General features: G+C 60.4%; 19 protein-coding genes, 2 pseudogenes and 1 riboswitch. Of the genes and pseudogenes, 10 read left to right on the forward strand and 11 right to left on the reverse strand.

What is annotated here, in order from left to right; translation table 11 throughout:
• Window positions 1–397: 397 nt before the first annotated feature.
• The 4 genes from AB3X96_RS37655 to AB3X96_RS37670 all read left to right on the forward strand — a co-directional run bounded on the left by AB3X96_RS37655 (window position 398) and on the right by AB3X96_RS37670 (window position 5579).
• Window positions 398–1534, forward strand: a complete 1137-nt coding sequence (locus AB3X96_RS37655) for a porin (protein ID WP_368593731.1) — start codon at window positions 398–400, stop codon at window positions 1532–1534.
• 273 nt (window positions 1535–1807) lie between these two features.
• Window positions 1808–3466, forward strand: coding sequence for a GMC family oxidoreductase (locus AB3X96_RS37660; protein WP_368593732.1), 1659 nt, complete (start codon window positions 1808–1810; stop codon window positions 3464–3466).
• Window positions 3467–3548: 82 nt separating this feature from the next.
• Window positions 3549–3640: riboswitch (glycine riboswitch) on the forward strand.
• Between the two features lie 136 nt (window positions 3641–3776).
• The gene (locus AB3X96_RS37665; RefSeq protein ID WP_368593733.1) at window positions 3777–5027 is read left to right on the forward strand and encodes a D-amino acid dehydrogenase; all 1251 of its coding nucleotides are present in this window, start codon (window positions 3777–3779) and stop codon (window positions 5025–5027) included.
• Between the two features lie 168 nt (window positions 5028–5195).
• Complete coding sequence (locus AB3X96_RS37670; RefSeq protein WP_368593734.1) at window positions 5196–5579, forward strand: hypothetical protein; 384 nt, start codon at window positions 5196–5198, stop codon at window positions 5577–5579.
• Between the two features lie 225 nt (window positions 5580–5804).
• Here the strand turns inward: AB3X96_RS37670 and AB3X96_RS37675 are convergent, their stop codons facing one another.
• Together AB3X96_RS37675 and AB3X96_RS37680 are read right to left on the reverse strand one after the other, a co-directional pair.
• Window positions 5805–7049 carry an NAD(P)/FAD-dependent oxidoreductase gene (locus tag AB3X96_RS37675; RefSeq protein WP_368593735.1) on the reverse strand — a complete coding sequence of 415 codons (1245 nt, stop codon included), beginning with the start codon at window positions 7047–7049 and terminating at the stop codon, window positions 5805–5807.
• A gap of 220 nt (window positions 7050–7269) precedes the next feature.
• Window positions 7270–7503 carry a hypothetical protein gene (locus AB3X96_RS37680; protein WP_368593736.1) on the reverse strand — a complete coding sequence of 78 codons (234 nt, stop codon included), beginning with the start codon at window positions 7501–7503 and terminating at the stop codon, window positions 7270–7272.
• A gap of 462 nt (window positions 7504–7965) precedes the next feature.
• Between AB3X96_RS37680 and AB3X96_RS37685 the strand changes: the two genes are divergently transcribed.
• The 6 genes and pseudogenes from AB3X96_RS37685 to AB3X96_RS37710 all read left to right on the forward strand — a co-directional run.
• Window positions 7966–9513: an APC family permease gene (locus tag AB3X96_RS37685; RefSeq protein WP_368593737.1), complete on the forward strand. Its 1548-nt coding sequence runs from the start codon at window positions 7966–7968 to the stop codon at window positions 9511–9513.
• Between the two features lie 140 nt (window positions 9514–9653).
• Window positions 9654–10382 (forward strand): IclR family transcriptional regulator, encoded by a 729-nt coding sequence (locus AB3X96_RS37690; protein ID WP_368593738.1) that lies wholly within the window; start codon window positions 9654–9656, stop codon window positions 10380–10382.
• Window positions 10383–10900: 518 nt separating this feature from the next.
• Window positions 10901–11288 (forward strand): annotated as a pseudogene (locus AB3X96_RS37695) (lecithin retinol acyltransferase family protein).
• A 74-nt stretch (window positions 11289–11362) separates the two neighbouring features.
• The gene (locus AB3X96_RS37700) at window positions 11363–12544 is read left to right on the forward strand and encodes an OpgC domain-containing protein (RefSeq protein ID WP_368593739.1); all 1182 of its coding nucleotides are present in this window, start codon (window positions 11363–11365) and stop codon (window positions 12542–12544) included.
• 377 nt (window positions 12545–12921) lie between these two features.
• Window positions 12922–13077, forward strand: a complete 156-nt coding sequence (locus tag AB3X96_RS37705) for a hypothetical protein (protein WP_368593740.1) — start codon at window positions 12922–12924, stop codon at window positions 13075–13077.
• Between the two features lie 179 nt (window positions 13078–13256).
• Window positions 13257–13657: pseudogene (locus AB3X96_RS37710) on the forward strand (transposase); the annotation flags it as partial.
• Between the two features lie 225 nt (window positions 13658–13882).
• Here the strand turns inward: AB3X96_RS37710 and AB3X96_RS37715 are convergent.
• The 9 genes from AB3X96_RS37715 to AB3X96_RS37755 all read right to left on the reverse strand — a co-directional run bounded on the left by AB3X96_RS37715 (window position 13883) and on the right by AB3X96_RS37755 (window position 22901).
• Window positions 13883–14590, reverse strand: coding sequence for a GntR family transcriptional regulator (locus AB3X96_RS37715; RefSeq protein ID WP_368593741.1), 708 nt, complete (start codon window positions 14588–14590; stop codon window positions 13883–13885).
• A 72-nt stretch (window positions 14591–14662) separates the two neighbouring features.
• Window positions 14663–15694: a proline racemase family protein gene (locus tag AB3X96_RS37720; RefSeq protein ID WP_368593742.1), complete on the reverse strand. Its 1032-nt coding sequence runs from the start codon at window positions 15692–15694 to the stop codon at window positions 14663–14665.
• A gap of 12 nt (window positions 15695–15706) precedes the next feature.
• Complete coding sequence (locus AB3X96_RS37725) at window positions 15707–17188, reverse strand: aldehyde dehydrogenase family protein (protein ID WP_368593743.1); 1482 nt, start codon at window positions 17186–17188, stop codon at window positions 15707–15709.
• A gap of 2 nt (window positions 17189–17190) precedes the next feature.
• Complete coding sequence (locus tag AB3X96_RS37730) at window positions 17191–18264, reverse strand: proline racemase family protein (protein WP_368593744.1); 1074 nt, start codon at window positions 18262–18264, stop codon at window positions 17191–17193.
• Between the two features lie 22 nt (window positions 18265–18286).
• Entirely contained in the window at window positions 18287–19576 is a 1290-nt protein-coding gene (locus AB3X96_RS37735) for an NAD(P)/FAD-dependent oxidoreductase (protein WP_368593745.1), read from the reverse strand.
• The gene (locus tag AB3X96_RS37740) at window positions 19573–20589 is read right to left on the reverse strand and encodes a 4-hydroxyproline epimerase (protein ID WP_368593746.1); all 1017 of its coding nucleotides are present in this window, start codon (window positions 20587–20589) and stop codon (window positions 19573–19575) included. The genes AB3X96_RS37735 and AB3X96_RS37740 overlap by 4 nt, the downstream gene beginning before the upstream one ends.
• A gap of 51 nt (window positions 20590–20640) precedes the next feature.
• On the reverse strand, window positions 20641–21519 hold the full coding sequence (locus AB3X96_RS37745) for a dihydrodipicolinate synthase family protein (RefSeq protein ID WP_223958371.1): 879 nt from the start codon (window positions 21517–21519) through the stop codon (window positions 20641–20643).
• A gap of 37 nt (window positions 21520–21556) precedes the next feature.
• Window positions 21557–22219 (reverse strand): amino acid ABC transporter permease, encoded by a 663-nt coding sequence (locus tag AB3X96_RS37750; protein WP_201647675.1) that lies wholly within the window; start codon window positions 22217–22219, stop codon window positions 21557–21559.
• Window positions 22220–22229: 10 nt separating this feature from the next.
• Window positions 22230–22901 carry an amino acid ABC transporter permease gene (locus tag AB3X96_RS37755; protein ID WP_368593747.1) on the reverse strand — a complete coding sequence of 224 codons (672 nt, stop codon included), beginning with the start codon at window positions 22899–22901 and terminating at the stop codon, window positions 22230–22232.

The following is a 22901-nucleotide window of genomic DNA, read 5'->3' on the forward strand; positions in this document are numbered from 1 at the left end:
GTGTCCACAGTCCGTCATCAACAATCGGCGCGCCCATCCTTGGTTCCAGTTGTTCAGGTGGCCAAGGTTAACAGCTTGCCGAGAAGGTTAACAGCCCCCAGTGGGTCTTTTTGATTCCGTCTCTAAGCGTTGGAGCCTGCGCATTTACGTGGGCGGGCGGCATGGAAAGGCCGTCCTGCAGCATTCTTAACGAATCCGTCGCGTTGGCATGGTTAATGCTCTATTAGCGCCGCCATTGCAATAAAGGTGGCGCATTGGCGCTTATGGGCGCTTTATCTCGCCAACGAGCCGACAGTGCTGCCGTAGTCTTTTCTAATCGTTCCGAACGTCGTCTGCGGACATCCAATTAGGACTCCGCACGGCAAAACTCGTTCTCTAATTAGAGGATTCCACGCAAATGAAAAGCCTTTTACTTCCTGCCGCAATCGTCGCCTTCTTCGCGGGAAGTTCCGCTCATGCACAGAGCAGCGTCACCTTATACGGTGTCCTCGACACAGGTATCAATTTCACATCGAATGCGGGCGGCCACCATGCGTGGGCAATGGTCAGCGGCGATGTGTCGGAGACGCGCTTTGGTCTGAAGGGAACCGAAGACCTGGGTGGCGGGCTGAGTGCTATTTTCACTCTGGAAAATGGCACGAATTTGAACAACGGCCAATTGAATGAGGGCGGCCGCCTTTTCGGGCGTCAAGCCTTTGTCGGTTTGAACTCGGCGAGCTATGGCACATTTACGATGGGGCGGCAGTACGACGCAACCGTTGACATGTGGAGTTCGTTTACGGGGGCAGGCAACGCTATCGGCGACCTTGCCGCTCACCCATTCGATAACGACAACGCCGACTACGACTATCGCTTGAACAATTCGGTCAAGTACCTCAGTCCAACGATTGCGGGCTTCCAGTTCGAAGGCGTGTACGGCTTCAGCAACTCGACGAACTTTGCTGACAACCGGGCATACAGCGCAGGGGTCACCTACGCAACGGGGCCGTTCTCCGCCGCGGTGGCATACATACGCCAGAATGGCAGCAACCTCACCACCACAGGTGCGGTAGCAGGCGACGGCGTCTTTACCGGTTCGCATCAGCAGAACATCGACGCCGGCGTCAAGTGGACGTTTAGCGACGGGTCGAACGTCGCGCTGGCTTACTCGCACGTCGACGTCTACAACCCGACGGCCAACGGGTACGCGCCGAACATCGGCACGCAGACATGGACCTCCTGGAAATTCGATAACGTGGAGGTCAACGGGACATATTTCTTGAACCCCGCGTTGTTCCTCGCCGGCGCGTATACCTATACGCACGGGAATCTGAACGACACAGGCGGCGGCTCGAGTCAGAACTGGCATCAGGTGTCGCTGATGCTGAACTATTTGCTCAGCAAGCGGACGTCCGTGTATGTGCAGGGTGCTTATCAGCACACGAACGGAAAAACCGGTACAGACCTGGACTCGGCGCATATCATCGGCTCATCAGACCTCTCTTCCACAGGCAATCAGATGGTCTATCGCGTAGCCTTGATGCATACGTTCTGACGAGTCTCAATGCATTGTGAGACGGGGCAAAGGCTCCGTCTCAATGCTGCTGCGGCGAAGTCGCAAAATTGAGACAAACGCATGAGTTCCGAGAAGTGATGCCAGCTGCACCCATAGAATCAAAGACTTGCAGGGAGACGCGCCGCTTGGCACGATGCTTGTATGTATAAAGTAGAAGACAGTGTAGCGCTCCCAGCAGCGCTTACGGAGTGCGCGGAGACGACTGCCAGCGCTAATGCACGAGGCGGCCGATGCTTTTCTTAGGAGGGTTTTGTGGTTGATTACATTGTTGTCGGAGGCGGCCCAGCTGGTTGCGCAACCGCCGGTCGCTTGACCGAGGATTCGAATGTCTCCGTCCTGTTGTTTGAGCAGGGGCCGCGCGACGTCAATCCCTACATTCACATGCCGGCAACGTATTTCAAGACAGCCAAGGGCAATCTGCTGACCCGTTACCGCCTGCAGCCGCAGCGACAACAGAACATGGTCACACCAGAGATGGTGCAAGGCCGCGTGCTTGGCGGTGGAAGCTCCGTCAACGCGATGGTCTACATGCGCGGATGCCCGGAAGACTACGACGGCTGGGCTTCGATGGGCCTCGATGGCTGGAGCTATGCCGATGTTTTGCCTTATTTCCGAAAGGCAGAGGACAACGAGCGCTTCGCCGGCCCAGAGCATGGTACGGGCGGCCCGCTGGGAGTTTCTGACCAGCGCTACACCCACTATCTGACCAAAGCCTGGTTGCGAGCGTGTCAGGAAATGGGCATCAACTACAACCAGGACTTTAACTCCGGAAAGCAGGCGGGTTGCGGTCTCTACCAGACGATGACGCGGGATGGAAAGCGATGCAGCGCCGCGGTCGCGTATCTCAATCCGGCGCGCAACCGGAAGAACCTGACCATCAAGACCGATTCCCGCGTGGTGCGCATCGTCGTCGAGAACGGACGGGCGGTTGGCGTGGAGCACGTCGAAAATGGTCAACGGAAGATTGTCCGCGCGGAGCGCGAAGTCATCATCTCCGCTGGCGCAATCGGCTCCCCCCATCTGTTGATGCTTTCCGGCATCGGTCCGGCTGAACAACTTCGCAAGGCCGGCGTGTCGGTGGTACATGACCTCCCGGGCGTGGGCGAGAACTTCCAGGACCACATGGATATGTTCCTCATTTACGACCTGACCGGTGAGCACAGTTACGACCGCTACAAGAAATTCCGCAACCAGGTCAGCGCGGGTCTCGAATACGCGCTGTTCCGTAGCGGCCCGGTGAGTTCCAACATCTGCGAAGGCGGACTCGTCTGGTACGGCGCCGAGGATGACCCTCTTCCTAATCTGCAGTATCACTTTCTGCCGGGCGCTGGCGTCGAAGAAGGTGCAGACGAGACACCGAGCGGCAACGGTCTGACGCTGAACGTGTACCAGACACGTCCGCGCTCACGCGGCACGATACGCATCGCCAGCGCCGACCCTGCAGTGCCGCCTCTCGTCGACCCGAACTACCTGTCGGACCCGTACGATGCCGAAGTGCTGGCGGAAGGCGTCCGGATTGGTCAGGAGACGCTTGCACAGAAAGCCATGAGCAAGTACGTGAGGGCACCGTATCGTCCTGGCGGTATTCTTCGCACAAAGGAAGAGCGAATCCGTTTCGTCCGCGAGACGGGGCAAGGCGCACTTCACCCGTCAGGCGCCTGCCGGATGGGCACGGACGACATGTCGGTTGTGGATACGACGTTCCGTGTTCACGGGCTGGAAGGCCTCCGTGTAACCGACACGTCGGTCTTGCCAGCACTCGTCTCGGGGAACACGACTGCTCCGACGATTATGCTCGCCGAACGACTCGCCGACTTCATCAAACGGGGCGCGACATCGGCGGTGTCGGAAACGACCGAGATGCCGAGCGTCGACCTGGAACGATTCCGACGCGCCAAGATGCCTTCCTGAATTGAAAGCCGAAGGCGAAAAACCGTGACGCTCGGACCGGATGCGTTCAGGGGTTTCGCCTGCGGTGCAGCACTGATATCTCATTGCGAACACGGGAGAGACCGCTGATTCAACAGCGGCGCCGACGGAGCAACCGCCCCGGAAACTCTCAGGCCAAAGGACCGTGTCGCATCAACATCTGGAGAGCGGCGCATCAGGCGCCCACCGAAGGAGATTCTCTGGTTGAAACCCCGGAGAAGGAAACTCTCAGGTACATGGACAGATGGGGCATGCGGATTACGCCGCATTAGCTTTGACTGGACGTGTGCAAATGAAAAAAGTTGCAGTTATCGGCGCCGGCATCACCGGGGTGACCACCGCTTACGCACTCGCGAAACGCGGTCTCGACGTGACCGTGTACGAAAAGAATCGCTATGCGGCCATGGAAACGTCGTTCGCGAATGGTGGGCAACTTTCGGCGAGTAACGCGGAAGTCTGGAATAGTACGGCCACCGTACTCAAAGGACTCAAATGGATGACGACAGCGGACGCTCCGCTCTTACTCAACCCTGCGCCTTCCTGGCACAAGTACTCGTGGATGGGCGAATTCTTGCGCCAGATTCCGAATTACAAGTCCAACACGGTCGATACAGTGCGCCTCGCCATCATGGCGCGCGAGCATCTGTACGCAATCGCCGAGCAGGAAGGCTTTGACTTCAACCTCGAGAAGCGGGGCATTCTGCACATTTACGCGGACCGCGCCGGTTTCGAGGCTGCGTCTGCGGTCAACGTCCTGCTGCGTGAGGGTGGCCTCGACCGCAGGTCGGTCACCCCACGGGAAATGAAGCAGATTGAGCCGACCCTCCGGGGCGAGTTCTACGGCGGCTTCTTCACACCCTCGGATTCCACCGGTGACATCCACAAATTCACGCGGGGTTTGGCCGAAGCTTGTCGTCGCAAGGGCGTCCATTTCCACTACGACACTGACATCACCTCAATCGCCCGCGAAACCGACGGCTTACGGATCCACTCGACTGCTGGTGGCGACCGCCGACGAAACGATGTGGTCGACGGGGTGGTTGTATGTGCAGGGGTTCACAGCCGCCGATTTGCAGCCATGTTCGGGGACCACGTGAACATCTATCCTGTGAAGGGATATTCGATTACGGTCAACCTCGATGACGAAAAGAGTCAACAGGCAGCCCCTTGGGTAAGCCTGCTCGATGATGCGGCCAAAATCGTGACGAGCCGATTGGGTGTCGACCGCTTCCGGGTCGCAGGCACCGCGGAGATCAACGGCTTCAACAAGGATATCCGGGCTGACCGCGTCGCGCCCCTCACCGACTGGGTACGGCGCTATTTCCCCGACTGCTCGACCGCACGCGTTATTCCATGGGCGGGGCTGCGCCCGATGATGCCCAACATGCTTCCCAAGGTTGGTCCTGGCAAACAGGACGGCGTGTTCTACAACACCGGACACGGACACCTCGGCTGGACGCTCTCGTGCGCAACAGCGGAGTTGCTGGCAGACAGCGTTGAGTCCTCCCACCTCCGCTCAGTGCGTGCGGCCGTAAGCGCCTGACCTTGCCCGACGTATCGCCACTCGCCTGACCTTGTCTTTTGACGCGGTCACGCGGGTGGCGCTCGCGTATCTGAACTCAATCCAAAGACTACGGGACCGCGTCCCGTCGAACGCCGCTCAGTCGCCAGCGGCCAGAACAGACGACGCGCAAAACGCGCGAGGTGACCTATGTATAACAAAAAAAAGGTGACGCTCAAGGCCAAAATGCTCGCGGCCGTCGCGCTTGCCGTAACAGCCGGATTCTTTGTTTGCATCGCGAGCATCAGTATCCGTGTAGGTGCCTCCCAGAAAGATGCGGCTGTTCGGTACGCACAGGAGCTTGCTCGCACCAACGCCGTTCAGGTCGCCGGGGAACTCGACGCGACGATGGATATCGCAGCCAACCTGGCTGATTCGTTGGTGGCAATGCGAACCCGGGGCATTGCTGACCGCCATGTGGCGGATGACATGCTCCGGTCGGCACTCGAATCCCACAAGTCATTCCTGGGCATCGCCGGAGCCGAATGCGTTCGATGGCAAAGACCAGATGTACGTCGGCACACCCGGGACTAATACTACCGGACGGTACCTGCCCTACTGGAATCGCGCCGCTGGCTCCATAGCGGTGGAGGCCAGTACGAACTACGACTCGCAAAATCAGGACGGCGAGTAATACCAGATTCCGAAGAAAACAGGCCACCCGCTTGACACGGAACCGTACACCGGACAAGCCGGCGGCAAGCAGGTCATGATGACGACCCTGTGACGCAGCAGTACGCGGATGAGCGCGCCCCCGAATCAGGCTTCCTGGACGGCGGGTTTGCCGAAGCGCGCTGCAGAGAATCGCCCAAGTTGGTCCCTCTGCGGCGGCCGGCCTGTCACGCAGTCCGCGATAATCTTGGCTGTGGGAGCTGAACCAGTCAGCCCAAGGTGGCCGTGTCCGAAGGCAAGCCAGAGATTTTTTCGGTCAGGTGCCTGACCCAGAACGGGCATTGAATCGGGCATGCAGGGACGGTGTCCCATCCACGTGGTCGCGCCACGCGTCGTATTCAACGATGGCAGTCCTGCCCGGGCATGGTGTTCGAGAAGGGTTGCTCGCCGCTCATTACCCGGGCGCTGAGTGCCGCCAAATTCGACTGTGCCTGCAATACGCAGACCGCTTTCCATCGGCGTGATAAAGACCTTCCTGTCAGCAAGCACGATTGTGCGCGAGAGATGCGTATCCGATTGGGGGACATGCAGGTGGTACCCGCGCTGAGTTTCCAGCGGCACTGAAAGGCCGACAGAGCGCAGTAGTACGTTCGACCACGCGCCCGACGCGAGAACCACGTGCGTGGCGCTGAACACGCGGTCGCCCGCGCGAACCACCCAGTTCAGCGCGTTCGATTCAAGCGTCGTGACGCTGGCCCGTTCAAACGCGACACCACGCAGACGGGCCGCGTCTGCGATTGCGCGCGCATAGGCGAGCGGGTCGCGAAGCCAGTGGTCGTCCGGAAGGAGGAGGCCGACAACGTAGTCTGGCGACACATCACGCTCAATTTCTCGAATCGACTTTCGGTCGAGCTTCTGCATACGCATCCCAAGCTGGGACTTTAGCGCCCAGGCAAACGCGTCTTTTGCTAGCGATACTTCTGAGGGGTAGAGATGCAACTGCCCAGTCTGGCGCATCTGCTGCGCAAAGCCGACATCGGTTGCCAGCTCTTTGTGGTCGCGTGGCGCATGGTGAAGCAGCCATTCCAGTGACTCGGCAGTTTTGTACACGCGAGCTGGCTCGGCCGACTTTACGAACTGGAACAACCATGACGCAGCGAACGGGAAATAGAGCGGTGGGACATACAGCGGCCCCTTCGGGTTGCACATCATCTTGATGGCACCCGACAGAACTCCGGGAAGGGCGAGCGGCGCAAAGGAATGATACGAAAGCGCGCCTGCGTTGCCGCCCGAACATTCACCGGCGGGCTCTCCTTTGTCCACGACCGTTACAGCCAGGTTGCGCTTTGCCAGTTCGTGCGCGATAGCGAGGCCAACGATTCCGGCGCCCACGACTATCACATCATTTTTGTTTGCATACATGAATGAGAGGGGCTATTCAACAAGAGCGGCTGCACGTGAGCAACCGGCTGATTAGATCGTTGTGTGTCTGTGCCGGATGAACCGACGGTTCTCAAACCTAGACGGGTTCGAAATCGACGTCAGTCCTACGCGCGAAGGCGAGCAATGCCCCGGCTCAACGAAGCTCCGGCATCGGGCCGGTACATGCACGTCAAGCCGCACGTTCGATGGCCAGAAAGGCCGGACGGCCGCCACGCTGCGGATAAACCTGCCAGGAGCCGTCACCGTGTCTGAAGAAAATGATGGCGTACGGACTGTCGATGCGTGACACGGTGACGCTCCTCTTCTGGTTAGTGGCGCCGCGTGAGATACGAATCGAGGTCCGCTGAGCACCGCCAAACCATTTTTCGATTTGCCCGTGAAGCGAAGTTGAGGCGGTAGTCATTGCAATCTCCTGAAGGCCGCAACCGGAAGCATTCGAGGAGGACTCGAACCTCGCGGTTGGCGTGAGGATTTCTGCAAGCTTTATGCCGATTTCGCGAGGAGATGCGGAATGGTGATGTGTGAGAGCCCTTGGGCTTCGCCGGCTAGGGGCCGGCGAGTTTCATTGAATGTCCCGTTCGAGGCTCACCGTGAGATTTCTCAGGCATGAGACGAGTCAGGCAGCGACGGGCGTCTCAAAGATGATTTCGTAAGACTCCGACAATTTGCCCCGAACTCTCGCGAAGCCCCGCGGAGCGGGCAGGCACAAGCAGAGAAGGATTTAGGGACGCATCAAAAGCAGATTGGCATGGACGTTGCAGTAGAGACGCATAAAAAAGGCGTAACGAAAACGTCTTCCCTTTCTGTGTCGCGGTCGAATTCTTTTTTGTCAGGCCGTGGCCCTACACTATCAGGAGATGCTGGAATGTCGTCAGGAGATATTGTGAGCGAGCGTCGTACAGAAGATATCCTGCGTGAAGACGCAGAGACGCTGCACCGCTTCGGCTATGCTCAGGAGTTGTCGCGGCGTATGTCCGCGTTCGGGAATTTCGCCGTTTCGTTTATGGTTATCGGCGTGTTCTTCGGCGTCTCGGTGAACATGCAACAAGGACTCGGCACGGCCGGGATGTTCGGGCTGACCGTGATGTGGCTGGTGGGCGGTGTTATTGCACTCGCGACGGCCCTTTCGCTAGGTGAAATCAGCTCGGCCATCCCCACGGCAGGCGGCCTCTATCACTGGTCATCTGTTCTCGGTGGTCGCGGCTGGGGATGGGCGACGTCGTGGATAAATCTGCTTGCCTACGTCTTCTCGATGGGCGGTACGGCCGTCGCCACGTATCTGGTCTTCAACCAGATGATTCTCAATGAGATTTTCCAGATTGATACGTCGCACTGGGGCTACTGGGAACAGTTGCTCGGCGTGTCAGTGCTGATGGTGACCTGGGCGATTTTCAACCACGTAGGCGTGAAGACGCTGTCCCGGCTCGTGGAGATTGGTGCCTACATCACCTTCGTCGGAGCGACTGCGCTGTGCGGGATGATGCTTTATAACATTCACCCCGCGAACCTCACGCACCTGTTCGACTTCGTCAACAACACGGGTGCAGCCGGCGGCGATGTCGTTCCGCGTACAACGAATCCCCTGCTCATCTGCGGATACGCTTTGCTGCTCCCGATGTGGCTGGTTACCAGTTACGACGCATCTGCGCACGTTTCCGAAGAAACTGTGGACGCTACTCGCGCCGTTCCTCGTGCGATGAAGAACTCGGTGCTGTTCTCCGTCATCCTCGGACTCGCGCTGTTTGTGATTTTTGGCCTCGCAATGCACGACCCCGCTGAGATTGCGAAGAAGGGGCCCGATGGATTCCTGAAGCTCTACCAAGAAGTTGTGGCACCGCAATGGCTAAAGCACTTCGTCGCGGCTTCCATCACGATTTCTGTGTACATGTGCGGTGCAAGCTGCATGACCGGCTTCTCGCGGGCACTGTATTCGTTTGCTCGCGACGGCGGACTCCCCAAAGGCTTTGCCAAGGTCTCGCCCAGCTTTCGTACGCCGGCCTCGGCAATCTGGTTTGGCGCGATTGCCGGGGTGGCCGTGACGCTCTATTCGTCGGCATTTGCGGCCCTGACAGCTGGCACGGCGCTCTTTTATCAGATTTGCTACGGTATGGCGATTCTCGCGGCGCTGTTCGCGAAGAATCGCAAATATGGTCCGTTCCGCCTCGGTGTCTGGTCGAAGCCATGCGGAATCGTCGCCGTTGTAGGTGGCGTCTTTATCGTCTGGGTTGGATTGCAACCGCCGACCGAAATCCTTCGTCAGTACTTCATCGGCCTCTTCGCCCTGCTCATCGTTGGCTGGTTCGGACTTGAGCGCCGCCGCTTTCGCGGGCCCCCCGTCGGAGTTGGGGCGGTCGAACAGTGCCAGCGCGAGGTTGAGTTGCAAGAGGTGGCGCTGAGTCACATGAAGTCGTAATGCAGAACGAGCGTGTGGACCACCACACGCTCTTTTTTGCTGACGAGAAACGCGCCGCGCAAAGCGAAGACCTACATGTCTGCCTTCCGAGACGCCTGTAGCGTTCCAGACTCAAAATAAGCGCCGCTCTACAAGTTCGCATGGACAAGACGTTACTCAAGGGACTGCACGTCCTTGAAGCAGTAGCAGATACGAATGGACGAGGTCGGACCGCCCGTGAGATTGCTGAGTTGACTGGCCTCTCGCTGTGCAATGTGCATCGAACCTTGCGGACCCTCGTTCACGCCGACTTCATCTCCCGCGAGGAAGCGACGGGCCGCTATTTCACTGGATTCAAGGTCCTCTCGATGGGCGGTCGCGGGATTGTTGATATCGACATACGACGCCTCGCCGCGCCACTCCTGGCTGAGCTTTCGCACCTTACTGGGGAGACTGCGTTCCTTGCGCTTCTTCAAGGAGACTCGATTTGTTGTGTCGATAGCGTTAGCGCGCGTGACCGTGTCTCTGCATCCCTGAGCATTGGGACCTCGGCGCCGGCCGACTCGACCGCGGCAGGTTTGGTCATCTTGGAGGCAAAGGCTGGCGGACCTCGAACGCCTGAAAGTCGCGACTGCTACCGACCAGGCGGCACGCCGGAAACCGCAATGTCGCCGTGGTCAGGCGCATTCGTCTGTATGGGAGGGTGGCGCCCTGCAATCGGGGAAATTGCCGCTGCCGTCTTCGACGGTCTCGGCGAGGCCAAGGCATCTGTTGGAATCTTCGCACCTGCGGACAGGATTGATGACGCTCGAGCGTCCATCGTCGCTCAGCATGTGCTGGGAATCGCCGCTGCAATATCTGAACGTTGGGGCTTCACGCAGCGTTCGTGAGGCCCAACCCCGGCTTTTCCTTGCATTTGCCTGCCTTTTGCGTACTGGAGAACAAAACTCCCTGCTTCCTCTGCGTCAGTACATGGCTGGGCGCTTGCCCCCGCCATCGCTTCTAGCGACGTCATCATCGGTTCGCTTGCCTTCGTCCATCTATGTCGCGTTTCACGGAGCCGCGCGCGCTCTGCTTTCAGTGCCGGTGAGTCACCCACGCGAATCGTCCCGCAACCACAATCTCGATAGCTGAACCAGAACAGGCTTAAGCATCTTACGCCGGCTGCCGTCCCGAAGACGGGGCATTCATCTCAGGGTAGGCCGAGATGCCGGCCCATCTCTCAATTCTGGCGTCTCACCTCTGAGATTTCTCACTGCCAGGCTCAATGCTTTCCTCAAGCAACGTAGCGAATAGCCCGACACAGCGGTGCCGGTGAGTGCAGAGATACTCAAAAGAAAGTTGGCATGCTCTCTGCAGATAGTCGAGCGGGTAACACTGAAACACGGTAATCGAAATGTGCTATTTAATGCGACAGAATTGCTGGGAAAGCGATATTCAACTGGTAGTTGGCTTGCATCCGGTCACGCGTCGCCGCGGCTACACGCATCACGGAATCTACGTGGGCGAAGGCAAGGTGGTCCACTACGCCGGTCTCTGGACGTCGCTTCGCAGGGGCCCCCGTTTGCGAGTCGTCAATCGAAGCGTTCTGGAATGGGAACGCAATCTGGATTGAACTTCCCGACGATGCGCCCTGCCGGGGCGATGAAGTGGTCCGACGTGCTTATTTGCGCATTGGCGAAAACCGCTATCGGCTCTTCACAAATAACCGCGAGCATTTTTGCACGTGGTGCTTATACGGACAGGGTCGGAGCACCCAAATTGAGCGAATTACCAAGACAACCGCGTACCAATAACGTCCGCCTTGCTTCCCAACGTAGCCGTCGGGTTTCACGGACAAACGTAGCGACACAGATTGAAAGGTGGATTAATGAGTTCGTCGGTAAAACGCTCGGTTGAGTTGGATTTTCTAAGAGGAGTCGTTCTGATAATCATTGCGCTCGACCACAATCTTAGCGGCCTTCTTCAGCACGTAATGCTGCACACCTATGCCTATTGCGATGCCGCCGAAGTTTTTGTCTTTTTTGGTGGCTATGCATCGGCTTCCGCCTATCTCAGTGTTGCGTCAAACAAGGGAGAAGCCGCGGCGCGGCTGCGCTTCCTGAAGCGCGCCTTCGAGATATACCACGCTTACCTGCTAACCGCCGTATTGATGCTTGCCTGTAGTGCGGTTCTCACGCTCATGCCGGTTCCATACATTGTTGCTGGCGCCAGTTGGCCAAGCTTCTTATTGCACCCAATGCGAACGCTGTTTGACATCGCACTCTTCCGTCAACAACCGTTTCTCTCAGCCGTTCTGCCGATGTATGTGGTCTTCGCGCTCTGTGTCCCGCTAACCGTGCCCCTGGCACGACGCTCGCAGTCGACAGCGCTTGTCATAAGTTTCGTAGTCTGGCTTGCAGCGCCATGGCTGGGGACGACAATGCCCAGTGCAAGCGGAGAAGGCTGGCCCTTCAATCCCTTTGCCTGGCAATTGATGTTCACCTTCGGTACGTTGTGCCGCCTGCGTCCGATTCCGTGCGATGTTCATATCTCGGACCGGGGCAAGCAGTTGACCAGTGCCGCCCTCGCGGTCGGACTAACGATAGCGTTGGTAAGGCTCTGTGGCGATGTGCATCCGACGCCGGGCTATATGAAGCAGAACTTGTCGAGTGTCCGCATCGTCAGCTTTCTCTCAATTGCTTGGCTCTGCGCGCAGGCGGTACGCTTAGGATGGGTTCGGGCACTCGCCGAACGTATGTCATGCGTAGTTACCGTGGGTAGGCAAGGATTGGTCTGCTTCGTAGGCGGTACGATATTATCGATATCGGCAGACGTTAGCCTTCATGTTGCAGAATTGAACACGAGGCACTGGCACACGTTCTGGCCGATGCGGCTCATCGCGGACGGTTTGGTAATCGCGACATTGTTAGCGTTAGGGAGCGTTGCTAGCCGATTTAAGCATGCACGGGCGATTGCTCTAGTTCAACAAGGCACCAACAATCTGCCGCCCGGTATGAATGCACCTGCGACCCAGTATAGCGACAACAGAGGAATAATTCCCCCGACTTGATGCGGCGGCAGATCGCGAGCCCCACATCGGTTCTGTAAGTGAAGGTTCCACTTTTCCAGTCCAGTGTAGCTCGAGGCGCTTGCCTGACGTGATCGGAAATGGGCGGCCGGCACGTCGTTGATGCGCACATTCCTGCGAATCGAAATGTGCACCACCGACGCCTGTTGGGACTGAGCGGTGGGCGGCCGTGGTGCTGGCTCTATCAAGGCGTCGATGGTCAGTTTGTTGCCCGCTGGGAAAACGCCCGCCTGCAGGTCTGCGCCGCGACGCCGGCTGCCGCCATCGCGGGACTGCGGCGCTGCGCGACGAGATGCCCGCACATTGGTGGTAACGCACTCCCCTACCCCGCTTTGGCGCCAGTTGTCAGAGCCAGCCCGATGTCCACGACCCTCGCAGCCGACTATCGGCTGTTCATCCACTGCGCGAAGGCCCGTCGCGGTTGGTGGAGCGAAGCCGGGAAACTGGCGGCCGGCGGCTATCGTTGTGCGCGCGCGGTGGCGGACCAGACACGGCGTAGCCGCGGGATAGCCTAAACAGGGTAATCACGTTGATCGACCGGCCGCGCCGGGCGGTAGTAACACCCATTAGACAGTATGACTCCGCGAGGCAGGGGCTGGCCCCTCGTGAGGAATCAGACGCGAGTTAGCATCTCTGCCAGAGCCGCACGATGTGGACTGGGCCACACCCGGCAATGCCTGAGACGGAGGCCAGCATGGAACACGATAGCATTTTGTACGTAGGTCTGGACGTTCATAAGGACTCGATCACGGTTGCCTATGCACTGGGCGCAGGTGAAGTTGAGGTGCTCGGCAAGGTCGGCGCGACGAAGGCCGATTCAATCGCCTGTGCAAGCGCCTGCAGTCCAAAGCACGCGATATACGCCTCGTCTACGAAGCCGGACCGTGCGGCGATGGGCTGTACCGCCAGCTTGTACAAAAGGGGTTCGACTGCATGGTATGCGCGCCGTCACTCATTCCGCGCAAGCCCGGTGAGCGCGTGAAGACCGATCGACGTGACGCCATCAAGCTCGTGCGATCATTGCGCGCCGGAGATCTTTCAGCCGTGTACGTGCCCACCGTCGAGGATGAGGCATTCCGCGACCCGGCGCGTGCGCCCGAAGCGCCTGTGACGAGAACATATTGACCATGAAGTTTTTGATTCAACTGCCCTTCCTTCCAAAGACGGTGGACTCGCATGTCAGCGCACAGCACCGGAATCCTTCTGCATATCGCTGCCGAGCAGCAGCACATCCCCGCTTCCCGCTCTGACGCGTACCCGGACATACCGATAGCCGATCGTCGAAAAACAACCTCAAGCGCCCTGCGCATCTCGCGCCGATTACAACAGCGCGATCGATTCCGTCATGTTCTGACGCATGTAGTCGAGGAAGCGCTTCTGGAACAACATCGTGTGCTCGTGCGCAAGCCGTTCCGCCGCCTCAGCGTCCTTGCGTGCAATCGCGCCGATCAATTCCGCGTGATCACGCCCGAGCTTCGTCGCGGTCTGTGACGTTACCGTGTAGTCGAAATGCAGATGCAGCAGCCGTTGCCCCTCGCCGAGCAGACGCTCGTAATAGCCCACGAAGTACGGATTGTTCGCGGCATGCGCGATGGCCATGTGCAATGCCTTGTTTGTTTCCGACATCGCCTGGAAGTCGCCGCTATCGACCGCCTGCATGTAGACGTCGTCGGCCTTCTGGATGCGTGCAAGGTCCGCGTCCGTGCGGTGCTGAGCGGCAAGCCGGGTTACCGCGCGCTGGATCAGGTCCAGCGCGGAGATGTACTTCGGGAATTCTTCGATTTCGAACGGTGTGACGAGTGTCGTCCGGTTGGGGAGGATGGTCACGAGACCTTCGCTGATCAGCCTGGCGAGCGCATCGCGCACGGGTGAACGCGACAGGCCGAACTGCGCGGCCAGCGACACTTCGTCCAGCGGCGCACCCGGCTTGAGCTGCAGCGTCAGGATCTGCTTTCGCAACTCTTCGTAGATGTACCGTCCGCCATGCCGGCGACCCTGTGTCTCTGTCTCGCTCGTACCTTTGCTCATCGTTTCACCGCAGTCGTCGTGGGCCCGGAAAGACGGGCGCGCGGTCAAGTTTACCATCGCGCGCATCTCCCCTCAGACCTTCGGAAAACCCGAGCCCCACGTGTCGCTGAGCATGAAACCGGCTGCCAGCGGATCGTCGGGATCGACTCCAATCTGCTGGATGCCATATATCCACGCGCGGCCGCGTACTCGCGGGAGCACCGCCGGCCTGCCTCCCACCTCGGTTTTCCCCAGCAGTTCGATGTCGAACTCGCCGCCGATCGTCGAGCGCGACTTCAGCCGGCTGCCGATGTCCGCCAGGCCGCGCGCCGCGAGCGTCGCGAGGTTGGCCGAGCTGCCCGTCCCGCACGGCGACCGGTCGACGCGTCCCGGCGGCAGCGTCGTGCAGGTCTGGTACAGCGTGTCGTTGAGCCGGTTGCGGAACATCACGTACGCGACCTCGTTGATCTGCGGATACAGCGGATGCTGGATCCGGATCTGCCGGTTGATCACGTCCTTGAACGCAACGCCAAGCTCGGCGAGTACGCGTGCGTTTTCGGGCGCGATGGTGAGCCCTGTTTGCGCCACGTCGATCAGCGCGTAATAGACCCCGCCAAAGGCGATGTCGGCCTTGACGGCCCCGAATTGCGGTGTCTCGAAAGCGAAGTCCAGTTGTTCGACGAACGCGGGCACCATATCGAGCGACACGCTCACGCAACGTCCATCCGCGCACGTTGCACGAGCGGTCACCAGACCCGCCGGCGTATCGAGCACCACAGTCGTTTCCGGCTCCTGCATCTCGACCATGCCGAGTTCGAGCAGCGCCGTGACCACGCAGATGGCGTTGCTACCGGACATCGGATGCGCCTTGTCCGCCTGCAACACGATGAAGCCGGCGTGCGCCTCGGGACGCGTCGGCGGCGGCAGCAGATTGACCGACATCTGCAGGCAGCCGCGCGGTTCGAGCACGACGAGTCTGCGCAGGCTGTCGTCGACCTCGTTGATGTAATTCATCTTGTCGAGCATGGTCGCACCGGGAATGCCGACGACGCCTCCCGTAATGACCTTGCCGATCTCGCCCTCGCAATGCACGTCGACGAGTTGCAGCGTTTTCTTCCAGCGCATGATCGCCTCGACTTACTTGATGTACCAGCCCCACGGCTTGTCACTGTTGAAACGCGTGATCTGTTTGGTCTCAAGATAATTGTTCAAGCCCCACACGCCCAGTTCGCGTCCGATGCCGCTCTGCTTGTAGCCGCCCCAGGGCGCTTCCGTGAACGTGGGCTGCGAGCAGTTGATCCACACGATGCCCGCGCGCAGCGCTCGCGCAACGCGTTCGCAGCGCGCGTCGTCGCGCGACATCACGGCTGCGGCAAGACCGAAGCGCGAGTCGTTCGCGGATTGCACTGCTTCGTCTTCGGTATCGAACGGCCGTACGCACACCACGGGTCCGAAAATCTCTTCGCGCCAGATCCAGCTGTCTTCGGGCACGTCTGCGAACACGACGGGCTCCATGAAGTAGCCCGTGTCGAGATGCGCAGGCCGCGCGCCGCCCGTCACCAGCCGCGCGCCTTCCTGCTTGCCGCGCTCGACCGCTTCGCGCACCTTGTCGTACTGCCCCTTGCTGACGATCGGTCCGAGCAGCACGCCGTCATCGAGCCCGTTGCCAATGGTGATTTTGCGCGTTTCCTCTTCGAGCCGCTCAATGAGCCGCGCGTAAATGCCACGCTGTACCAGTACGCGCGAGGTCGCCGAACACACCTCGCCCTGGTTCCAGAAAATGCCGAACATGATCCATTCGGCGGCCGCGTCGATATCGCTGTCGTCGAAGACGATGAACGGCGACTTGCCGCCCAGTTCGAGGCTGACGTTCTTGATGTCCCGCGCGGCCGCCTGCATGATCCGGCTGCCCGTCGGCACGCTGCCCGTGAACGCGAGCTTGTCGATGCCGGGATGTTCGCTGAGCGACGCGCCCGCGTCCTTGCCGAAGCCCGTGACGACGTTGAGCACACCGGGCGGCAGGTCCGCCGTCGCCGCAATCCCGGCGAGTTCGAGCGCCGTCAGCGGCGTCAACTCGGAAGGCTTCAGGACCATCGTGCATCCCGCCGCCAGCGCCGGCGCGACCTTCCACGCCGCCATCAGCATCGGGAAATTCCACGGAATGATCGCGCCCGCCACGCCGATCGGCTCCTTGCGTACCACTGACGTGAAACGGTCGTCGGGTAGCGCGACGGGTTGCTCGGCATTGTCGTCGAGTGTTTCGGCGAGGTTCGCGTAGAACTCGAAGCAGCCTGCCGCGTCGCCGAGATCCCACAGCGCTTCGGGCAGCGGTTTGCCGTTGTCGCGCACTTCGATTTCGGCCAGTTCGTGCAGACGGTCGCGAATGCCCTTGCCGATCCGTCGCAACACGGCGGCCCGCTCGGCGCCGCGCATGCGCGGCCACGGACCTGCGTCGAACGCCTTGCGCGCCGCCTGCACGGCGAGGTCGACATCCTCTGCCGTCGCAGCGGCCACTTTGGCGAGTACCTGCTCGCTGCTGGGGTCGATGGTGTCGAAGCTGCCGTTGTGGACGGGCGCGACCCAGCGGCCGTCGATGAAAAGTCGATCGTAGGATTTCATGTTCAGTTTGAAGTTGATTGACGCGATTTGATGAGCTTGTCGTCGACTGCTTCCAGCCATGTGTCGGCCACGGTGAAACCCGTCTGGAAGCGGTCCGTCGGATCCACTCCGATCTGCGAAATGGAGGTGATCCACGCCTGACCGGACACGACGGGCACCACGGCCGCGTAATTGCCGACCTTCGTTGTCGCAGCGACGCGGCTTTCGAATCGCGATCCCGTGATCGATTCATGGACGAAGGTTTCGCCGACGTCGATCAGACCGCGCGCGTGCAAGACCGCAAGGCGTGCCGAGGTTCCCGTGCCGCACGGAGAACGGTCGCAACGCCCCGGCGACACGACGACGGTGTTGCGTGCAAACAGCTTGCCGTTTTCCCGCCGCAACGGGCCCATGAACTGCGTATTCGTGACGCCCTTGATCAGAGGATTGAGCGGATGCGAGAACGGCAACTGCTCGACGGCTGCCGCCTTGATTTTCTGGCCGAGTTCGCAAAGGTCTCGCGCTTCGTCGGGTGCGATATCGAAACCGAGCGCCTGCGCGTCGACCAGGGCATACGTCATGCCGCCGTATGCAACATCCATCGCGATGCTGCCGACGCCGGGCACCTCGACATACGCATCCCGATGCGCGACGAAAGCGGGCTGGTTCGTGAACTCGACGCGCGTCACTTTGCCATTCGAGCACTCACATTTCACATGAATGACTCCGGCGGGCGCCTCCAGCACCAGCTCCGTGACGGGCTCGCGCATCGGCAGAATGCCCGTTTCGAGCAGCACAGTGGCGACGCACATCGTGTTCGAGCCGGACATCGCCACGTACTCCGTCGATTCACCGATCACATAACCCATCTGCGCACGAGGATCTGTGGCGGGCAATATGAAGTTGACGTTGTGATTCACCGAGCCGCGAGGCTCGAAGAGACAGATCCTGCGCAGCTCGTCTGCGTGCTCTTCGAGATACAGCATCTTCTCGAACATCGTGCTGCCCGGCACGTCGATCAGCCCTCCCGTTACGACGTTGCCGACTTCACCTTCGGCATGGCATCCGACCATCGTGAACGTCCTGTTCCAACGCATCGTGTTCTCCGTGATGGTGACTCTAGAAGCGGTAAGCACTGAACGGCGCGAGGTCCTGTTTCGTCGGCCGTCCCGCGACCAGATCGGCAATCAGTCGTCCCGTCGTTGCGCCGAGCGTGAGGCCGAGTTGCCCGTGACCGAATGCCATGAACACGTTCGACAGTCTGCGCGAACGGTCGATGATCGGCTTCGTGTCCGGCAGGAACGGGCGATAGCCGACGCCGTATTCGACATTCGACGTGCGCATCTGCGGCAACACGCGTTTCGCCTTGTCGAGAATGATGTCCGCGCGCCTGAAATCCGGTTTGGCGCCGTGGCCCGCGAACTCGATCGTGCCGCCGATCTGCAGACCGCGCGTCATCGGCGTGAAGCAGAAGCCGCCGTCGGCATAGATCGTCGAGTGGCGGATTTCCACGCCCGGGTCGGAGACGACGGCCTGATATCCGGCGATGCCCGTCAACGGCACGTCGATCCCCAGTGAACGGAAGAAGCGCCGCGCGCCCGTGCCCGCGGCGACGATCACATGCCGGGCGGCAATGCGCTCGCCGTTGGCCAGCGTGACGCCCGTCGCCTGGCCATTCGATTCGTCGATGCGATCCGCTTCCGTGCGAATCCGGCGGCCGCCCTGCGCGATGAAACTCGCCGTGAGCGCCGCGATGAAGCCCATCGTGTCGCTCACTGCACGCCAGTCCGGAAACATCAGCCCGTGTGAGAACCTGCCTGCGAACGCCGGTTCCAGATCGCCGATTTCCTTCGCGTTCAGCCGCTGGGACTTGAAGCCGAGCGACTCGCGCAGATCCAGATGCGGCTGCTCGTGCACGAGCGCGCTGGGATCGTCGAATACTTCGAGGATCGGCCGCTCGCCCATCAGCGTCTTGTCGTCACAGGCGTCGAGCAGCGGCGCGAAGTCTGCGTAGACGTCGTGCGTCAGCGTCGCCATCGACTGCGCAATCTCGACGATCTTCGCGTGCCGCGCGCACATCAGAAAGCGCACGAACCACGGGACGATGCCCGGCAACGCGCTGGGACGAAGCGACAGCGGTCCCTTCCGGTCGAACAGCCAGCCGGGCACTTTCATCAGCACGCCGGGCTTCGAGAGCGGAATGACTTCGCTCACGGCCATCTGGCCGCAACTCCACTTCGCCGTGCTGTTGCCGGGCGCTTCCGGGTCGATCAGCGTGACGGCGTATCCGGCGCGCTGCAGATAGAGCGCGCAGCACACGCCCACGATGCCGCCGCCGATCACGACGGCAGATTCCAGGCCAGCAGGCAGCGTGTCACGCGAAACAGTGTCACGAGGAACGGCGTTCAATTCGCGTACTCCTGCAGGCTGAAACCATGAGCATAGGGCTGGGTATCGTCGACATAGTATTCTGCCCGCCCGGTGATCCACGCACGTCCTTCGACGCTCGGGAACACCGCGTCCAGACCGTTCCCGAGTCTCGTCGTGGTTTCCACGCGGCCCGTAAAGCAACTGCCGATCAGGCTCTGATGCCGGAAACCTTCACCTTGCGCGAGCAGTCCGCGTGCGTAGCGCTGCGCAACGCGGGCGGAGGTGCCCGTGCCGCATGGCGAGCGGTCGATCAGACTGTCGCCCGCGATCACGACCGCGCGCGCATCGGCGTCATCCGAGATCGGCGCGCCCGTCCACATCGCGTGTCTGATGCCGCGTATGGCCGGGTCGTCCGGATGGACCACGTCGAGCGTTTCGTTCACCGCCTGTTGCAGCTGGCGACCCCACATAAGCAGTTGCTCCGGCGAGAAGTGTTCGCAGCCGGGAAAGTTGGGCTGGACTTCGACGATCGGATAGAAGTTTCCGCCATATGCGATATCGAGCGTGAGTCGTCCGAAATGCGGGTGCACGATCTCGACATCGCGATGCAGCAGAAAGCTCGGCACATTCGTGAAGCGCACCGACGCTACCCGCTCGCCGTCCATCTCGTAGCGCGCGTGAAGCTTGCCCGCAGGCACGTCCACGACGACGGTGCCGGGCGACTTCGGCCGCACGAGTCCCGCTTCGAGCGCGAACGAGATCGAGCCGATCGACGCATGGCCGCACATCGGCAGACAGCCTGAAGTTTCGATAAACAGCAGGCTCATATCCGCGTCGGCGGAAACGGGCGGATACAGCAGCGTCCCGGACATATGTGCATGTCCGCGTGGTTCGAGCATCAGCGCGCGACGAATCCAGTCGTGGCTCTCGACGAACGACTTGCGGCGCGCGGCCATCGTCGCGCCTTCGAGGGCCGGCATGCCGTCGATCAACATGCGCACGGGCATACCTTGCGTATGTCCTTCGATGCTCACGAAACGGTGTCTGCTCATTCGATTGTCCCGAAAGAGGAAAGCCGGCGGCCTGAGCCGCCGGCACAGTCGTCAGGCCTGTACGGCTTCGAAGACAGCACGGAAGTCGGCCTTTTCTTCGTCGGTCAGCGGCTTCAGCGGCATGCGCGCAGCGCCGACCTTGAAGCCAGCCAGCTCGCAGCCATACTTCACCTTCTGCACGAACTTGCCTGCTTCCATCGTCGCCATGACGGGGAACAGCGTGCGCATCACGTTCTGCGCACCGCGAATATCGTCGGCAGCGAACCTGTTATAGAAATCCACGACCTGCTTCACGAAGCAGTTTGCGGGACCGCAAATCCAGCTCGTTGCGCCCCACAGGAAGAAGTCGAGCGCCTGATCGTCGGAACCGCACGACAGCTGGTAGTTGCCCTTGTACTTCTCGCCGATCTCGATGGCACGCAGCAGATTGCCGCTGCTTTCCTTGATACCGACTACGCGCGGATGGTCCTTGAACGCATCGAGCACGCCGAAGCCCACTTCGACGTTGGTGCGCACCGGATAGTTGTAGAGGATCACGTTGACGTCGGGCACCGCTTCGAGAATCGCCTCGTAATGGCCGATCAGTTCTTCCTGCGACGGCAGCGCGTAGTACGGCGGCGCGATGAGCACGTTCGTGTAGCCCGCATCGCGCACCAGACGTGTCTGCTCGATCACTTCGCGTGTGCTCGAACCGTTCGCGCCGCCGATCAGCGTGCCGCGCCCGCCGACCACTTCGCGCACGGTCTTCAGGATCGCACGGCGTTCGTCGTGCGTCAGTGCATAGTATTCGCCCGTCGAACCCAGCGGCACGAAGCCCGTCACGCCCGCCTTGAGCTGGAATTCGAGGATGTTGGCAAGGGTGTCGTGATCGACGGCGCCCGAGGCATTGAACGGCGTCACGAGTGCGGGCAGGATTCCCTTCATCTGCATGATTGTTTCTCCACTTAACGATGGACTGGTTGGGGTATCAGGCAAAACGCGAAAGCAGGCGTGTCTCGACCACGCCGACGAGACGCGTCAGCGGGAATGCGACAAGGAAATAAATGATCGCGACGGTGGTGAGAAACTCGACCGGCCGCGCGGTGCTGGTCGAAATGCTCTGACCGACGAACATCAGGTCCGCGACGCCCACGGACGAAATCAGCGCGCTCTCCTTGAACAGGCTCACGATGTTCGACAGCAGCGGCGGAATCGCGCGCAGCAGCGCCTGCGGAAAAATCACGTAGAGAATCTTCGCGTGCGCCGACAGACTCAACGCGATGCAGGCGTCATGCTGCTCGGCCGAAATCGACTTCAGCGCGCCGCGGAACGTTTCGCTGGTGATAGCCGCCATGTACAGCGTCAGCGAAATCACTACCGACAGATACGGCGGAATCTCCACGCGGAAAACCACGGGGAAGCAGAAATACACCCAGAAAAGCTGGATCAGCAAAGGCGTGCCGCGAAAGAACTCCACGTAGAGCGACGTCGCTGCTTTCATCCAGCGAGAAGGCGACATTCTCAACAGGCTCAGCACGAACCCCGCGAGGCTTCCGATCACCGCGCAACTGCTCGTGAATGCAACCGTGAGCGCAAGCCCTTTGAGCAATACCAGCCAGTACGGCAGCACGGCGGAAAATTCGAGGTGCATGGTCTTCTCCTCAACGGCGGACGGCAAGGTCCTGACGACGCTCGATCACATGCACCAGCCTGGCTATCGGCAGTGAGAGCGCGAAGTAAATGAGTGCGACCAGCGTGTAGGTTTCGAGCGGACGATACGCTTCCGTTGCGAGGCTCTTGCCGACATACATCAGGTCCGCGACGGCTACGATGGCCACCAGCGCGCTCTGCTGCAGGCTGCCGATGCCGTTGGTCATCAGCACGGGCATCGCACTGCGCAGCGCCTGCGGCAGCACCACATAAAAGGTGCGCTGCCAGGGCTTCAGTCCGAGCGCGATGCAGGCATCGAGATGCTCTTTCGGGACTGCCTGCACACCGGCCCGATAGGCCTCGGCGTTGAAGGCCGTCAGGTTCAGGCCGAGCGCCAGCACGCCCATCATGATCGGGTCGATGAAAACGTCGACCATCATCGGAATGCAGTAGAAGAACCAGACGATCTGCAGCAGCGCCGGCGTGCATCGAAAGAACTCGATAAAAAGCTGAGCGGGCCAGCGAACCGCGGTCCACCGGCTCATCGCGAGCAGACACAGGAAGAAGCCCAGCACGAGCCCCATCGCGTTGGAGGCGATGGCCAGTTCGAGCGTGACCTTGAGCCCGGCGAGCAACGCGCCCGCGCTTCCCGCCAGAAAACCGAAATCGAAGTGATAGTTCAT

Origin of the sequence: Paraburkholderia sp. BR13439, from assembly GCF_040948805.1 — a bacterium.
Lineage (GTDB): Bacteria > Pseudomonadota > Gammaproteobacteria > Burkholderiales > Burkholderiaceae > Paraburkholderia > Paraburkholderia youngii.

Bases quoted from the DNA above. Each gene is read 5' to 3' on its own strand.
- AB3X96_RS37700 (WP_368593739.1), top strand. From the start codon at position 11,363: ATGAGTTCGTCGGTAAAACGCTCGGTTGAGTTGGATTTTCTAAGAGGA.
- AB3X96_RS37690 (WP_368593738.1), top strand. From the start codon at position 9,654: ATGGACAAGACGTTACTCAAGGGACTGCACGTCCTTGAAGCAGTAGCA.
- AB3X96_RS37680 (WP_368593736.1), bottom strand. From the start codon at position 7,503: ATGACTACCGCCTCAACTTCGCTTCACGGGCAAATCGAAAAATGGTTT.
- AB3X96_RS37750 (WP_201647675.1), bottom strand. From the start codon at position 22,219: ATGCACCTCGAATTTTCCGCCGTGCTGCCGTACTGGCTGGTATTGCTC.
- AB3X96_RS37665 (WP_368593733.1), top strand. From the start codon at position 3,777: ATGAAAAAAGTTGCAGTTATCGGCGCCGGCATCACCGGGGTGACCACC.
- AB3X96_RS37745 (WP_223958371.1), bottom strand. From the start codon at position 21,519: ATGCAGATGAAGGGAATCCTGCCCGCACTCGTGACGCCGTTCAATGCC.
- AB3X96_RS37670 (WP_368593734.1), top strand. From the start codon at position 5,196: ATGTATAACAAAAAAAAGGTGACGCTCAAGGCCAAAATGCTCGCGGCC.
- AB3X96_RS37755 (WP_368593747.1), bottom strand. From the start codon at position 22,901: ATGAACTATCACTTCGATTTCGGTTTTCTGGCGGGAAGCGCGGGCGCG.
- AB3X96_RS37740 (WP_368593746.1), bottom strand. From the start codon at position 20,589: ATGAGCAGACACCGTTTCGTGAGCATCGAAGGACATACGCAAGGTATG.
- AB3X96_RS37705 (WP_368593740.1), top strand. From the start codon at position 12,922: ATGTCCACGACCCTCGCAGCCGACTATCGGCTGTTCATCCACTGCGCG.
- AB3X96_RS37715 (WP_368593741.1), bottom strand. From the start codon at position 14,590: ATGAGCAAAGGTACGAGCGAGACAGAGACACAGGGTCGCCGGCATGGC.
- AB3X96_RS37725 (WP_368593743.1), bottom strand. From the start codon at position 17,188: ATGAAATCCTACGATCGACTTTTCATCGACGGCCGCTGGGTCGCGCCC.
- AB3X96_RS37655 (WP_368593731.1), top strand. From the start codon at position 398: ATGAAAAGCCTTTTACTTCCTGCCGCAATCGTCGCCTTCTTCGCGGGA.
- AB3X96_RS37730 (WP_368593744.1), bottom strand. From the start codon at position 18,264: ATGCGTTGGAACAGGACGTTCACGATGGTCGGATGCCATGCCGAAGGT.
- AB3X96_RS37720 (WP_368593742.1), bottom strand. From the start codon at position 15,694: ATGCGCTGGAAGAAAACGCTGCAACTCGTCGACGTGCATTGCGAGGGC.
- AB3X96_RS37685 (WP_368593737.1), top strand. From the start codon at position 7,966: ATGTCGTCAGGAGATATTGTGAGCGAGCGTCGTACAGAAGATATCCTG.